The organism is Mesorhizobium sp. J8, assembly GCF_016591715.1.
In the GTDB taxonomy this organism is placed as follows: Bacteria; Pseudomonadota; Alphaproteobacteria; order Rhizobiales; family Rhizobiaceae; genus Mesorhizobium.
On sequence record NZ_AP024109.1, the window covers coordinates 654,389 to 668,096 of the forward strand.

Sequence of the window (13,708 nt, forward strand, 5' to 3'; positions counted from 1 at the left end):
CTCTATTCCGGGAATTTCGAGACGATGATGAACATCACCGTGCCGGCCAGCATGGTGATGAATGAATAGGTGTAGAGCGACAGCGCGAAGGGCTGGAACAGCATCAGGAAGCCGATCGCGATGATCGCGGTCGCGATGTTTTCCATCAGGCCGCGCCTGGCCCAGCGGGGCCAGGAGGAGCGCTTGGAGACGACACTGCGGCTCATGCCGCACCCCCTTCCTTCTCCCCGTTCACGGGGAGAGATGGCTGCGAGGTGGTTCCCCCACTCCGTCGCTGCTTCGCAGCGCCACCTCTCCCCCCTCCGGAGGGAGAGGAAGGGAGCCCGGCTGAATGAAGTTCGCGCCCTTCCGCTCCCCCGTCGATCGGGGGAGAGGTGTCGAGCGAAGCTCGACGGAGTGGGGGTCGACTTATTTCCACACTAGTCATTTGCGCACCGCGCCGAAGGTGATGCCGCGCAGCAATTGCTTGCGGAGCAGGATGGTGAAGACGAGGATCGGCACCAGGAAGATGGTCGTGCCGGCGGCCACTGCCGGCCAGTCCTGGCCGCCTTCGCCGATGATGGTCGGGATGAAGGGCGGTGCGGTCTGCGCGGTGCCCGAGGTGAGGAGTGCTGCGAACGCATATTCGTTCCAGGCGAAGATCAGGCAGAAGATGGCGGTCGCGGCGATGCCGGTCGTCGCCTGCGGCAGCACGGTCCGCCAGAAGGCCTGCAGCCGCGTGTAGCCGTCGATCATCGCGGCCTCCTCATATTCGCGCGGGATCTCGTCGATGAAGCCCTTCAAGAGCCACACAGCCAGCGAGACGTTGACCGCGGTGTAGAGCAGGATCATGCCGAGCGCGGTGTCGGAGAGGCCGAGCTCGCGGTACATCAGGTAGATCGGGATCGCCACCGCGATCGGCGGCATGAAGCGCGTCGACAGGATGAAGAACAGAAGGTCGTCGGCCAAAGGCACCTTGAAGCGCGAGAAGCCATAAGCCGAGAGCGTGCCGAGGAACACCGCGCAGAAGGTCGAGCCGAAAGCGATGATCAGCGAGTTGACGAAGCGCGGCAGGAAGTTCGACGGCCCGGCGATCACCATGTTGCGCTTGCGCACGGTCTCATCGCAGAAGCCGGTCGCCGGCCCGAGCGAATTGATATATTCCGGCGTCTGCCGGGTGCGCGTGGTGAACAGGTTGCAATAGCCCTCGATGCTCGGCTGGAAGACGATCTTCGGCGGGTAGGCGATGGAGTCCGGTGGCGTCTTGAAGCTGGTGGCGAAGATCCAGAGCAGCGGCACGATGGAGATCAGCGCATAGGCTATGATGATTGTACCGGCGATCAGCTTCGCGTTCGACGAGGGTGCTACGACGGAATGGGCGGTGGTCAGGCTCATCTCTGCTTCACCTTGTTGAGCGCCTTGACGTAGATGTTGGCGAGGCCGAACACCGCGACGAACAGGATGATGGCGAAGGCCGAGGAATAGCCGGTGCGCCAGCTTTCGAACGCCTGCCGTTTCAGCGTGATCGAGGCGACCTCGGTGGTGGATCCGGGTCCGCCGCCGGTGAGCAGGTTGACCATGTCGAACATCTTGAAGTTCTCGATGCCGCGGAACAGCACCGCCAGCATGATGAAGGGCAGCGCCATCGGCAGCGTGATCGACCAGAACTGCCGCCAGTTGGAGGCGCGGTCTACCTCGGCCGCCTCATAGATGTATTCGGGGATCGAGCGCAGGCCGGCGAGGCAGATCAGCATCACGTAAGGCGTCCACATCCAGGTGTCGACGATGATGATCGCCCAGGGCGCCAGCTCGACGTTGGACAGCATCTGCACATTCGTCGGCGGAATGCCGGTGACGAACGAGACGACATAGGAAAACAGCCCGATCTGCGGCTCGTAGAGGAAGCGCCAGAAATTGCCGACCACCGCCGGCGACAGCATCATCGGCACCAGGATGATGGTCGTCCAGAAAGCGTGGCCGCGGAACTTGCGGTCGATCAGCCATGCCAGCGTGAAGCCGATGACTGTCTGCAGCAGGATCGTCCAGAACACGAAATGCGCTGTCGTCTGCATGGCGATCCAGATGTCATGGTCGCCGAGGATTCGCTGGTAGTTAGCGAGCCCCAGATTCTTCACCACTTCGTTGGGACGGTTGGCGCGGAAGTTGGTGAAGGAGAGGTAGATCGCCCAGAACAGCGGGAAGATGTTGATGGCAAGCAACAGCAGGATCGTCGGCGAGATGAACAGCCAGGCGAGGCCCTTGTCGCTGATGCCCCGGATCTTCTTGGCCAACGGCTCCGGGGTCGCCCGGGCGACGTTGTCCGCAGTCCGATTGAGCATGGTTAGTCCTGCTTCGGTCACGTCAAGTCTCGATGATGGAATTTATCTGAACTGCGTCCCGTGCCAAGGGCGGCACGGGACGCTGCGGCTTGGGCTCGGGAGGAGCCTTACATCTTGCCGTCATCCTGGAAGACCTGCGTCCAGTCCTTGACGAGGCCGTCCAGTGCATCCTTGGCCGAGCCCTGGCCGGCGACGACATAGTCGTGGAAGCGCTTCTGCGAGGCTTGCAGCAGCGGCGCGTAGCTTGGTTCGGCCCAGAAGTCCTTCACGATCGCCATGGAGTCGAGGAAGGCCTGCGCGTAAGGCTGGCTGGACGGGAACTTCGGGTCCTTGACCACGGAGTTCAGGCAGGAATAGCCGCCGAGCGACCACCACTTGGCCTGCACGTCCTTGTTGGCGAACCACTTGATGTATTTCAGGGCCGATTCCTGCTTGTCGGAATAGGAGACCACCGAAATGCCTTGGCCGCCGAGCTGCGCGAACTGGTCGCCGTCGGGTCCTTTCGGATTGACGAAATAGCCGATCTTGTCGCCGCCGACATTCTCGTCCTTCTGCAGGCCGGGCCAGGTGAAGGCGAAGTTCATATGCATCGCCACCTGACCGGATTTGAAGGCGTCGACGCCTTCGCCCATATAGCTGTTGGAGGCGCCGGGCGGCGTGCAGCAGTCATAGAGCGCCTTGTAGAACTCGAGACCCTTCACCGATTTATCGGAGTTGACGAAGCCTTCCATCTCGTATGGCTTCTTCGGGTTCTCGTACTGGAAGCCGTAGCTGTAGAGCAGGTCCATGGCGCCCATGGTGATGCCTTCCGAGCCGCGCTCGGTGTAGATCGAGGCGCCGTAGACCGTCTTACCGTCGATCTGCCGCTTCTGGAAGAATTCGGCGATCTGCTTCAGCTGGTCGAAGGTGGTCGGCGGGGCGAGATCCCAGCCATATTTTTCCTTGAATTCCTTCTGCAGCTCGGGCCGCGAGAACCAGTCCTTGCGATAGGTCCAGCCGACGACGTCGCCCATGGCCGGCAGCGCCCAGTAGTTCGGCGTGTTCTTCGGCCATTCCGAATAGCCGACAACGGTTGCCGGCACGAAGTCGTCCATGCTGATCTTCTCCTTGTCGAAGAAGTCGTTCAGCTTGACGTAGTGGCCGTTCTCGGCGGCGCCGCCGATCCACTGGCTGTCGCCGATGATCAGGTCGCAGAGCTTGCCGTGCGAGTTGAGCTCGTTGAGGAAGCGGTCGGCGTAGTTCGTCCACGGCACGAACTCGAACTTCATGCCGATCCCGGTTTCCTTGGTGAAGTCCTTCGACAGTTCCACGAGCGCGTTGGCCGGATCCCAGGCCGCCCAGCACAGCGTCAGGTCTTCCGCATGCGCGACGTTCGAGACGGCTGTCGACGCAAAGATCGCCGAGGCCAGTCCCAACGCCAGTTTCAAGGTCGATTTCATGCCTTACCTCCCATTTGCGAAACGCGCCCGGATGACGGTTTCAAGAGCCCCTCAACCCTCGCTCCTCCGAGGGCCTAAACACGAAGCGCGATGCGCGGCTGATGTTTAGTAATTTGTTTAGTGATGCTCTTTTTACTAAACAACGCAAGCGAAATCGTCGCTGCGCCGCAGCATGGCGAAACGGATCATTGAAATCGTTGGGAAATGATCGCCGGGCGCTGCGTCCGCCGCGATCAGCCGGCCCGGCCGGCGGGGCCCGGACTTGCCATCACCGGCCGGATCGGCGGCGCCGGCGGCAACAGCGCGCGTATGTCGGCGAAGGGAAAGGTAGGCTCGAAGCGGAAGGCCTCTGCCAGCGCGCCGGCGGCGCCGTTGCACTGGCCGGCTCGAAACTCGTTCTGGAGGCGCGCCCTGTGCACATAGTGCTCCGGACCTTGCGAGCGGTGCGCGCGGATCGCTTTCGCCTTGATGTCCCAATGCTGGGAGATCTCGACATAATGCGTCGGCGAAAAACCGGTGCCGCCGAGGGTGTCGGCATGCAGCACCGGCACCGCGAAGGATGCCGCGATGCGCACGCCGTCGGACAGGGCGCGGTGGTCGCCATGATAATCGTAGGGCGCATGGGTGATGGCGAGGTCGGGTTTCACCTCGCCGATCAACGCTTTCAGCGATGAAATCAATGCCGCATCGGCGATGAGTTCGCCATCGGGAAAGCCGAGGAAGCGCGGCTCGACGCCGAGCAGGCCTGCCGCCGCGGTGGCTTCATCGCGCCGCGCCCTGGCAAGCGCCGCCGGATCGCCGTTGCCGCCCCTGGCGCCGTTCGTGGCTATCGCAAAAGTCAGCTCTGCGCCTTGCGCGGCGCATGCGGCCAGCGTACCGAACATGAATATCTCGATGTCGTCGGGATGTGCCCCCAGCGCCAGTATCTTCACGTCTTCTCTCCCGGAAATGGTATGCCGAACGGAATCCTGCTCGCCCTGATCGCCTATGCAAGCTATTCGTTCAGCGACGCCGTCATCAAGAGCCTGGGCGGGCAGTTCACTGTCTTCGAGATCGGCTTCTTCTCGACCTTGTTTGCCGGCTGTTTTCTGTTCTTCACCAAGCCGGGCGACGAACGCTGGCGCGACTTCTGGCGCACCAAACGGCCTTGGGCGGTGCAAGCGCGTGCCTTGGCCGGCATCGCCTCGGGCGTGCTCAGCGTTTTTGCCTTCACCACCATTCCGCTGGCGGAAGTCTACGCGCTCATCTTCCTGGCGCCGTTGCTGGTCACCATCCTGTCGACGGTCATCCTGAAGGAAAGGGTCGGTCCCTGGCGGTGGCTCGCCGTGGTCGCCGGCTTTGTCGGCGTCATGCTGGTGGTGCGGCCGGGCTTTCGGGAATTGCATCTCGGCCATCTCGCCGCCTTCGCCAATGCCTTCCTCGCCGCCATCAGCGTCATCCTGATGCGCTCGCTCGCCCAGCAGGAAAGGCGCACGACGATCCTCGGCGCGCTGGTCGGCTACGGCCTTGTCTTCAACGGTATCGGCGCGGCCGCCACGTCGTTCTCGCTCCCTAATTTCGGCCAACTGGTCTGGCTGATGATGGCTGGCCTTTTCACCGCCGGCGGACAACTGCTGCAATTGCTTGCGGTCAAATACGCGCCCGCAAACCGCATCGCGCCGACGCATTACTCGCAGATCGTCTGGGCGGTCATCCTCGGCGCGCTGTTCTTCCGGGAATATCCCGACTGGCTGTCGCTGGTCGGCCTTGCGGTGGTCGGCGCCTCCGGCCTGCTGACCATGGTGCGCGAAGAGGTTCGGCTCGGCACCGTGCGCTGGAACCCGTTTTCGCGCACCAGGCTTTGACCGCCGGACCTCACACGTTGCGCGGTGACCGCGACCGCTGATATGCGGGCGACATGACGACGAAACCCTTGCCGGAACTCCCGGTCACAGCCGTGCTGCCGGCACTCGGCGAAGCGCTATCGCGGCGCAACAGCGCCGTGCTGGTGGCGCCGCCCGGCGCCGGCAAGACGACGCTGGTGCCGCTGGCGCTGCTCGACGCGCCATGGCTCGGCAAGGGCCGGATCGTGCTGCTCGAGCCGCGTCGGCTCGCCGCCCGCGCCGCCGCCCGCCGCATGGCAGAACTGCTGGGCGAGGAGCCGGGCGGTACGGTGGGCTACGCCATGCGCATGGAGAACCGCACCTCCGCGCGGACAAGAATCCTGGTCGTCACCGAAGGCGTGCTCTCGCGCATGATCCTTGACGACCCGGAACTGCCGGGCGTCTCGGCGGTGATCTTCGACGAATTCCACGAGCGCTCGCTCGACGGCGATTTCGGCCTGGCGCTGGCGCTCGACGTGCAGGGCGCGCTGCGTCCCGACTTGCGCCTGCTGGTCATGTCGGCGACGCTCGACGGCGCGCGTGTCGCGAAGCTTTTGTCGGAAGCGCCGGTGATCGAGAGCGAGGGCCGCGCCTTTCCGGTCGATATCCGCTACGACGATCGGCCTGCGGGCACGGCGGTCGAGGACGCCATGGCCAAGGCCGTGCGCGCGGCCCTGGCCGGCGAGCAGGGCAGCGTCCTCGCTTTCCTGCCCGGACAGCGCGAGATCGAGCGTACCGCCGAGCGGCTTCAGGGCAACGTCGCGGCCGACACCGACATCGTTCCGCTCTACGGCCAGCTCGACAACAGGGCGCAGGATCAGGCGATCAGGCCGGCGCCGGCCGGTCGCCGCAAGGTGGTGCTGGCGACATCGATAGCCGAGACGTCCATCACCATCGAGGGCGTGCGCGTCGTCATCGATTCCGGCCTGTCGCGGCTGCCGCGCTACGAGCCGGCGAGCGGCCTGACCAGGCTCGAGACGGTGCGCGTCAGCAGGGCCTCGGCCGACCAGCGCGCCGGCCGTGCCGGCCGCACGCAAGCCGGCGTGGCGGTGCGCCTGTGGCGCGCCGAGCAGACCGCGTCGCTTCCCGCCTTCACGCCGCCCGAAATCCTCGAGGCCGATCTGTCCGGCCTGCTGCTCGACTGTGCGGCCTTCGGCGTCGCCGATCCGTCGAGCCTCTCCTTCCTCGATCCGCCGCCGGTCCCGGCGCTCAACGAGGCAAGGGTGCTGCTCAAGGCGCTGCACGCTATCGACGATGCCGGTCGACTGACCGAGGCTGGCGCCGCCATGCGCAAGCTGGCGCTGCCAGTGCGGCTGGCGCATATGGTGGCCGAAGCCGCGAAGACCGGCCATGCGCTGGAAGCGGCGACGCTTGCCGTGCTCTTGACCGAGCGCGGGCTGGGCGGCGACAGCGCCGACCTGGAGCGGCGTCTGATCCGGTTTCGCGGCGAGAAATCCCCTCGCGCCAACGCCGCCAGGCAGCTCGCCGAGCGTTTGGCCAGGCAGACCGGCGGCGGGCAGGGCGGCGAGACGGCCAGCGCCGGCTCGCTCCTCATTCATGCCTGGCCGGATCGCGTCGCAAGGGCGCGCGGCGAGCGCGGCCGCTTCGTGCTCGCCAATGGCTCCGGCGCCATGGTCGATGCCGCCGATCCGCTTGCCAATGAAACTTGGCTCGTCGTCGCCGACGTGCAGGGCAAGGCGCAGAACGCCCGCATCACCGCCGCTGCGCCGGTCGATGAAGCCGATATCCGCGGCGCCCTTGCCGACCGCATCGAGACGAAGCGCGAGGCGAGCTTCGACCGCGAGCGCCGCGCGGTGCGCATGCGCGAGACCGCCAGGATCGGCGCCATCACGCTCTCCGAGCGCATGTTGCCCGCGCCGTCCGGGGCCGACGCCGATCAGGCCATCCTCGATGCCTTGCGCCAGCACGGCCTGTCGCTGCTCGATTGGGGGAAGGAGGCGGAGGCGCTCCGCCAACGGCTCCGCTGGCTGCATCGCGGCCTTGGCGCACCCTGGCCCGACGTCTCGGACGAAGCGCTTGTCGAAAGCCTCGACGATTGGCTCCTGCCGTTTCTCGCCGGCGATCCCTCCTTCGCGGCGATCAAGCCGGGGACCCTATCCTCGGCGCTCATGGCGCTGGTTCCGCACGATCTGCAGCGCAAGGTCGACGCGCTGGCGCCGACCCATTTCGACGCGCCGTCGGGCAGCCACGTGCCGATCCGCTATGACGGCGAATGGCCGGTGCTGGCGATCCGCGTGCAGGAGTTGTTCGGCCTCGACCGTCATCCGGCCATCGCGGGCGGCACCGTGCCGCTGACGCTGGAATTGCTGTCGCCCGCGCACCGCCCGATCCAGACGACGCGTGATCTCCCCGGCTTCTGGCGCGGCTCCTGGGCGGATGTGCGCGCCGAGATGCGCGGCCGCTACCCGAGACATGTCTGGCCGGAAAACCCGCTGCTGGCCGCTGCCACCAGCCGCGCCAAGCCGCGCGGGACGTAATGCATGTCGCCCAAAAGTGCGCAGCGGTTTTGGGACAACGACATGCATCAGGCAAAGACGGTGCTCTATCGTTTCGCCGCGGCCGGTTGTAATCCTTGGCGATGATCAACATCCTGCGCGCGCCCGATACACAGCAAAGCCAGCGGCTGCGGCTCAACACGCTGATCCGTCTGCGCTGGTTGGCGATCGTCGGCCAAAGCCTGACCGTGCTGGTCGTCGCCTATGGCCTGAAATTCCCGCTGCCCGTGCCGATGTGCTTTGCGCTCATCGCCTTGTCGGCCTGGATGAATCTGTGGCTCACCTTCCGCTATCCGGCCGCGCATCGGCTCACCCCGCTCGCGGCCTTTGCGATCCTCACCTTCGATGGCGTCCAACTCACCGGCTTGCTCTACATGACCGGCGGCCTGACCAATCCGTTTTGCGTGCTGCTGTCCGTGCCGGTCGTCATCTCGGCCGCCTCGCTGCCGCTGCGCATGACCGCGGTGCTGGGCGCGCTGGTCATAGTGGCCGCCACGCTGCTGGTGTTCTTTCACCTGCCGTTGCCCTGGTATGAGGGATCGCCGCTGCCGATGCCCTTCATCTATGTCGCCGGCATGTGGATGGCGGTCTTCGCCTCGATCGCTTTCACCGCCATCTATGCCTTCCGTGTCGCCGCGGAAGCGCGCCTGCTCGCCAACGCGCTTGCCGCCACCGAGCTGGTGCTGCAGCGCGAGCAGCATCTGTCGGCGCTGGACGGGCTGGCCGCCGCCGCCGCGCATGAGCTCGGCACGCCGCTGGCCACCATCACCGTCGTCGCCAAGGAGATGGAGAAGGCGCTCGGCAAGGATCCGAAATATGGCGAGGACGTCAAGCTCCTGCGCTCCCAGAGCGAGCGTTGCCGCGAGATCCTGAAGCGGCTGACCAGCCTTTCCTCGGAAGGCGAGGCACATCTGTCGCGCATGCCGCTCACCTCGCTGATCGAGGAGGTGACGGCGCCGCATCGCGATTTCGGCATCTCGATCCGGCTGCGGCCCGGCGAGCGCATCGGCCCGGAGCCGGTCGGGCGGCGCAACCCCGGCGTCATCTACGGGCTTGGCAATCTGGTCGAGAATGCCGTCGATTTCGCCCGCAAGTCCGTCACCGTCAGCTGGAGCTGGGACAATGAGGCGGTCACCTTTTCCATCACCGATGACGGGCCGGGATTCCCGGCCGAGATCATCGATCGCATCGGCGAACCCTATATGTCGACGCGCCAGGGCACCGAGGCGGGCGGCGGCCTGGGGCTCGGGCTGTTCATCGCCAAGACCTTGCTGGAGCGTTCCGGCGCCACCATCGATTTCCGCAATTCGAGCGGGCTCGGCGAAGGCGCGGTGGTGCAGATATCCTGGCCACGCGGCCTCTTCCTCAACCAGGAACAAGCCTCGGCCACCATGTTCGACAACGCCTGAACCCTGCGGTTCTCGCATGGCAGCTCTGTTGCCGGCTCTAAAAATTGGACATTGCCCTTGCGGGACTGTATCTGCGTAAAAGTGAAGCATGTCGCCCGAAATTGTGTCTGGAAAAGCGGCATGCCTGAAAACATGGACTTCAAGCGCCTTCGCTGGAATTCGTTTCGACGGATGCGCTTTTGGTCGATAGGATGCCGATAAGATGAGCGGAGACGAAACGACTGGCGCAATGGTCGAGGGCGAGGACACCTCGCTGCTCATCGTCGAGGACGATAAGCCTTTCCTCACCCGGCTTGCCCGGGCCATGGAAACAAGGGGCTTCGTGGTCGAGACGGCGGAGAGCGTGGAAGAGGCGGTCGCCAAGGCGCGCGCCCATCCGCCGGCCTATGCTGTGGTCGACATGCGGCTCGGCGACGGCAACGGCCTCGACGTCGTGGCCGCCATCCGCGAGAAGCGCGACGACGCCCGCGCCATCATCCTGACCGGCTACGGCAATATCGCCACCGCGGTGACTGCGGTGAAGCTCGGCGCCGTCGACTATCTTTCCAAGCCCGCCGATGCCGACGACGTCTTCGCCGCGCTCACCCGCACCTCCGGCGAGCGTGCCGCGCCGCCGGAAAACCCGATGTCGGCTGACCGCGTGCGCTGGGAGCACATCCAGCGCGTCTACGAAATGTGCGACCGCAACGTGTCCGAGACGGCGCGCCGGCTGAACATGCACCGCCGGACCTTGCAGCGGATCCTCGCAAAGCGGGCGCCGCGCTGAGGGCCGCTGGACGTACTGCATAACGCGCTTCGGCCGACCTGGGGTTCGGTTGGCAGCGAGACCTAAACCATCGAAGTCATCGCTGCCCCTCATCGCCCTGCCGGAGCACTTCTCCCTATATAGCGACGGGGAGAAGGGGGCTGCCCGCAACGCTGGCTCCCTTACACGCCGTCGGAGATTAGCGAAGTGCTGCGCGAGAGCACTCTTCTCCCTGTTTCACGGAGAGAAGATGCGGCGCCGGTGTTCGCAAAATTGTGATGCTTGCCCGCTCGTCGAAGTTTGCGCATCATCGCGCCGCCGAAAGGGAAGTGAGGAGTCGAAATGCAGGCTTTGGATCAACGGCCGAAATCGATCCTGCGCGAGTTCCTCGACGGCGAGGCCGCCGGCGGCATCATCCTGATGGTGGCCGCGGCCCTGGCGCTGATCGTCGCCAATTCGCCTTTGGCCGGGACCTATTTCGCCGTCCTGCACGCCTATCTCGGGCCGCTCAGCGTCTCGCACTGGATCAATGACGGGCTGATGGCGGTGTTCTTCCTGCTGGTCGGGCTGGAGATCAAGCGCGAAATGCTGGACGGACAGCTTTCGACCTGGCCCCGCCGCGTGCTGCCGGGCATCGCCGCGGCCGGCGGCATGGCGGTCCCGGCGCTGGTCTATGTCTTCGTCAACCGCGACAATCAGGCGGCGCTTGCCGGCTGGGCGATCCCCACCGCCACCGACATCGCCTTCGCGCTCGGCGTGCTTTCGCTGCTCGGCAGCCGCGTGCCCGCCTCGCTGAAGGTCTTCCTCACCGCTTTGGCGATCATCGACGATCTCGGCGCCGTCGTCATCATCGCGCTGTTCTACACCAGCGGCCTGTCGCTCGCTTATCTGGCCGCCGCCTTCGTCGTCATCGCCTTGCTCGTCCTGCTCAACCGGATGCGGGCCATGAAGCTCTGGCCGTATCTCCTGCTTGGCGTCGTCTTGTGGGTGCTGGTGCTGAAATCGGGCGTGCATGCCACGCTGGCCGGCGTCGCGCTGGCGCTCACCATCCCGCTGGAACGTTCTCCCGGCATCAGCCACGATACCGAACATTCGCCCCTGCATCGGCTGGAGCACGGCCTGCACAAGCTCGTGCCCTTCATCGTCATCCCGATCTTCGGCTTCGCCAATGCCGGCGTCTCGCTCGGGGGCTTGAGCCTTGCAGCCCTGGTCGAGCCGCTGACGCTGGGCGTCGCCGCCGGCCTCGTGCTGGGCAAGCTCGTCGGCGTGTTCGGCTCCTCGGCGCTGGCCATCCGCTTTGGCCTCGCCGACCTGCCGGTCAATGCCGGCTGGCTGCATATGCTGGGCGTTTCGCTGCTGTGCGGCATCGGCTTCACCATGAGCCTGTTCATCGGCCTGCTCGCCTTCGCCAGCGATCCGGCGCTCCAGGACGCGGTGAAGGTCGGCATCCTCGCGGGCTCGCTGGTTGCCGCGCTGCTCGGCGCCGCCGTACTGCTGACGGCGCCAGCGGTCGGCGGGGCGGAAGAAGATCTGGGCTGATCCTCAGGACGCGACAGGCTCCGGCCGCAGGCCAAAGGCCGCGAACAAGGCGGGGCCGAGTGGCGGGACATAGATGGTCAGGGAGGCGATCTTGCCGTCGTCCGGCTCGATGACATGCAACGAATGAGGCCGCCACACGCAATCCTGGCGGCCGAGCGCGTAGACGCCCACGGCCGGCTGGGCGTTGGCGCCGATGGCCACCGGGCGGTAGCCGGCGAAATTGCCCCAGACAGTTCCGAGGAAGGCGCCGATCGCCTGATGTCCATGGTACCATTCCCGCCAGGGCGGCATATGGTAGACGGCGTCCTCGCGCAGCAGGCCCACCAGCCCATCCAGATTGTCGGCCTGCCAGGCCCGCATATAGCGTTCGAGCAGCACGCCTTCCTCCGGACCGGGCCACGAACGCTGCGGCGGGCTCCCCTGGCGGTCGCGTAGCGTCGCGCGGGCCCGCTGCAGGGCGCTGTTGATCGACGCTATGGTTCCGCCGAGCAATTGCGCGGTCTCGATGGCGGACCATCCGAGCACATCGCAAAGCAGCAAGGCCGCACGCTGCCTGGGCGGCAACAACTGGATCGCCGCCACGAAAGCGAGCCGCACGGCCTCTCGGGCCTCGTAGCGCGCTTCCGGACCCGGCCTGTCGTCGGCAATGTCCGGCAGCTCCGCATCCGGATATGGCTCCAGCCAGGCGAGCTCCGCGGTCGGACCACCGGTCGCTCCTCCGTCGGAGGGCGGCCGTCCGGGCTGCTGGAGAATGCGCCGCCCCGCCGACCGTGCCTTGATGGCATTGAGGCAGCTCTTGGTGGCGATCGCGTAGAGCCAGCCGCGCGCCGAGCCGCGCCCGTCGAATTGCGACCGCGCGCGCCAGGCCTTGAGGAACGTCTCCTGGACGAGATCGTCCGCCTCGTTGAGCGAGCCCATCATCCGGTAGCAATGCAGCTTGAGCGCGCGGCGATGGGCGACGCTCAGGCGCTCGAAAGCCAGCCGGTCGAGGACCGGCTGGCCTGGCCGGCCCAAAGGCTCGATAGGGCCGGACGCGTCAGTCATGGGAAACCCGGGCGCTGAATCCGGCCGCCATCCTGCTCGCCTCATGCCGCTGCCGCAAGGCCGCTGCCGCTCACGGTGAAGGAACTGCCCTGCAGCTTGCCGGTCGCGAGCTGCACCACCGCTCGTCCGACATCGCCCGGCGTCTGCATGTCGCTCAAGCTGGCCAGGAAGTCGGCCGGGCGGATGCCCATATAGGCTGCGATGCTGCCAATGCCGCGATCGCCAACCCCGGTGCCCGGCATGATGCGGGCCGGCGAAAGCGCCATGAAACGCAGGCCGAGGCCGAGCCTGTCCGATTCCTTCTGGCAATGGCCGGCCAGAAATATCTGCATGCGCTTGGCGCCGGCATAGCCGCCTGAATTCGGCGGGCCGCCGGTGATGGCGGCGCCGCTGGCGATCAGCAGCACGCGGGCTCCGGGCTTCAGCCGGCCCTTGAGGGCTTCCCGGCAGAACAGGAACGATGCCTTGACGTCCATCTCCCAATTCGCCGAGAAGACCTCCCAACTCTGCTCCTGGATCGGCTCGGCAGGGGCGAGCGCCCCGGCGCAGACCACCAGCACGTCGGGTGCCAGCGCATCGAAAACCGCCTGCGGCGCTCCTTCCGCCGTTGCATCCATGCTGAGGGTTTTCAGACCCGGGCGTTCCCAGGCGAGCTGCTTCAGGTCGGCGGCGCCACGGGCGACGGCAAGCACGGTCGCTCCCTCGCCAAGCGCTGCCTCCACGATCGCCCGGCCGACGCCACGGCTGCCTCCGACCACGACGACATTCTGATTTTGCAACGATTTCATGTGATCACCTCTTTCCAGACCGCCGGTCCATCCGGTCGTATCTGTTGG

At 65.8% G+C, this 13,708-nt stretch carries 12 protein-coding genes; 5 read left to right on the plus strand and 7 right to left on the minus strand.

The genetic code is table 11. The annotated features are described in order from the left end of the window. Nucleotides 1-2: 2 nt before the first annotated feature. The 5 genes from MJ8_RS03135 to MJ8_RS03155 all read right to left on the minus strand — a co-directional run bounded on the left by MJ8_RS03135 (nt 3) and on the right by MJ8_RS03155 (nt 4,689). Entirely contained in the window at nt 3-206 is a 204-nt protein-coding gene (locus MJ8_RS03135; protein ID WP_201413043.1) for a hypothetical protein, read from the minus strand. A gap of 217 nt (nt 207-423) precedes the next feature. Further along, nucleotides 424-1,374 (minus strand): carbohydrate ABC transporter permease, encoded by a 951-nt coding sequence (locus tag MJ8_RS03140; protein WP_041001244.1) that lies wholly within the window; start codon nt 1,372-1,374, stop codon nt 424-426. Next, a complete protein-coding gene (locus MJ8_RS03145) occupies nt 1,371-2,318 on the minus strand; it encodes a carbohydrate ABC transporter permease (RefSeq protein WP_201413044.1) in 948 nt (315 codons plus the stop codon). The genes MJ8_RS03140 and MJ8_RS03145 overlap by 4 nt, the downstream gene beginning before the upstream one ends. A gap of 107 nt (nt 2,319-2,425) precedes the next feature. Beyond that, on the minus strand, nt 2,426-3,757 hold the full coding sequence (locus MJ8_RS03150) for an ABC transporter substrate-binding protein (protein ID WP_201413045.1): 1,332 nt from the start codon (nt 3,755-3,757) through the stop codon (nt 2,426-2,428). 233 nt (nt 3,758-3,990) lie between these two features. Further along, nucleotides 3,991-4,689, minus strand: coding sequence for a PIG-L deacetylase family protein (locus tag MJ8_RS03155; protein ID WP_201413046.1), 699 nt, complete (start codon nt 4,687-4,689; stop codon nt 3,991-3,993). A gap of 21 nt (nt 4,690-4,710) precedes the next feature. Between MJ8_RS03155 and MJ8_RS03160 the strand changes: the two genes are divergently transcribed. From MJ8_RS03160 to nhaA, 5 genes are all read left to right on the plus strand, one after another. Beyond that, nucleotides 4,711-5,601 carry a DMT family transporter gene (locus tag MJ8_RS03160; protein WP_201413047.1) on the plus strand — a complete coding sequence of 297 codons (891 nt, stop codon included), beginning with the start codon at nt 4,711-4,713 and terminating at the stop codon, nt 5,599-5,601. A 53-nt stretch (nt 5,602-5,654) separates the two neighbouring features. After that, a complete protein-coding gene (hrpB, locus tag MJ8_RS03165) occupies nt 5,655-8,117 on the plus strand; it encodes an ATP-dependent helicase HrpB (protein WP_201413048.1) in 2,463 nt (820 codons plus the stop codon). 101 nt (nt 8,118-8,218) lie between these two features. Then, entirely contained in the window at nt 8,219-9,544 is a 1,326-nt protein-coding gene (locus MJ8_RS03170; RefSeq protein WP_201415286.1) for an ActS/PrrB/RegB family redox-sensitive histidine kinase, read from the plus strand. Between the two features lie 202 nt (nt 9,545-9,746). Then, the gene (locus MJ8_RS03175; protein ID WP_040993706.1) at nt 9,747-10,310 is read left to right on the plus strand and encodes an ActR/PrrA/RegA family redox response regulator transcription factor; all 564 of its coding nucleotides are present in this window, start codon (nt 9,747-9,749) and stop codon (nt 10,308-10,310) included. Between the two features lie 321 nt (nt 10,311-10,631). Next, nucleotides 10,632-11,828: a Na+/H+ antiporter NhaA gene (gene nhaA, locus MJ8_RS03180; protein ID WP_201413049.1), complete on the plus strand. Its 1,197-nt coding sequence runs from the start codon at nt 10,632-10,634 to the stop codon at nt 11,826-11,828. A gap of 3 nt (nt 11,829-11,831) precedes the next feature. On the opposite strand, the gene MJ8_RS03185 is transcribed toward nhaA, so the two are convergent. Both MJ8_RS03185 and MJ8_RS03190 read right to left on the minus strand, forming a co-directional pair. Beyond that, nucleotides 11,832-12,872, minus strand: a complete 1,041-nt coding sequence (locus tag MJ8_RS03185; protein ID WP_201413050.1) for an RNA polymerase subunit sigma-70 — start codon at nt 12,870-12,872, stop codon at nt 11,832-11,834. Nucleotides 12,873-12,913: 41 nt separating this feature from the next. Next, a complete protein-coding gene (locus tag MJ8_RS03190) occupies nt 12,914-13,660 on the minus strand; it encodes an SDR family NAD(P)-dependent oxidoreductase (RefSeq protein WP_201413051.1) in 747 nt (248 codons plus the stop codon). Nucleotides 13,661-13,708 lie beyond the last annotated feature (48 nt).

What these genes read in the sequence shown, in the direction of transcription:
- MJ8_RS03150 (WP_201413045.1), bottom strand. Translation starts at nt 3,757, where the DNA reads ATGAAATCGACCTTGAAACTGGCGTTGGGACTGGCCTCGGCGATCTTT.
- MJ8_RS03135 (WP_201413043.1), bottom strand. Translation starts at nt 206, where the DNA reads ATGAGCCGCAGTGTCGTCTCCAAGCGCTCCTCCTGGCCCCGCTGGGCC.
- MJ8_RS03175 (WP_040993706.1), top strand. Translation starts at nt 9,747, where the DNA reads ATGAGCGGAGACGAAACGACTGGCGCAATGGTCGAGGGCGAGGACACC.
- MJ8_RS03185 (WP_201413050.1), bottom strand. Translation starts at nt 12,872, where the DNA reads ATGACTGACGCGTCCGGCCCTATCGAGCCTTTGGGCCGGCCAGGCCAG.
- MJ8_RS03145 (WP_201413044.1), bottom strand. Translation starts at nt 2,318, where the DNA reads ATGCTCAATCGGACTGCGGACAACGTCGCCCGGGCGACCCCGGAGCCG.
- MJ8_RS03190 (WP_201413051.1), bottom strand. Translation starts at nt 13,660, where the DNA reads ATGAAATCGTTGCAAAATCAGAATGTCGTCGTGGTCGGAGGCAGCCGT.
- hrpB (WP_201413048.1), top strand. Translation starts at nt 5,655, where the DNA reads ATGACGACGAAACCCTTGCCGGAACTCCCGGTCACAGCCGTGCTGCCG.
- MJ8_RS03140 (WP_041001244.1), bottom strand. Translation starts at nt 1,374, where the DNA reads ATGAGCCTGACCACCGCCCATTCCGTCGTAGCACCCTCGTCGAACGCG.
- MJ8_RS03170 (WP_201415286.1), top strand. Translation starts at nt 8,219, where the DNA reads ATGATCAACATCCTGCGCGCGCCCGATACACAGCAAAGCCAGCGGCTG.
- nhaA (WP_201413049.1), top strand. Translation starts at nt 10,632, where the DNA reads ATGCAGGCTTTGGATCAACGGCCGAAATCGATCCTGCGCGAGTTCCTC.
- MJ8_RS03160 (WP_201413047.1), top strand. Translation starts at nt 4,711, where the DNA reads ATGCCGAACGGAATCCTGCTCGCCCTGATCGCCTATGCAAGCTATTCG.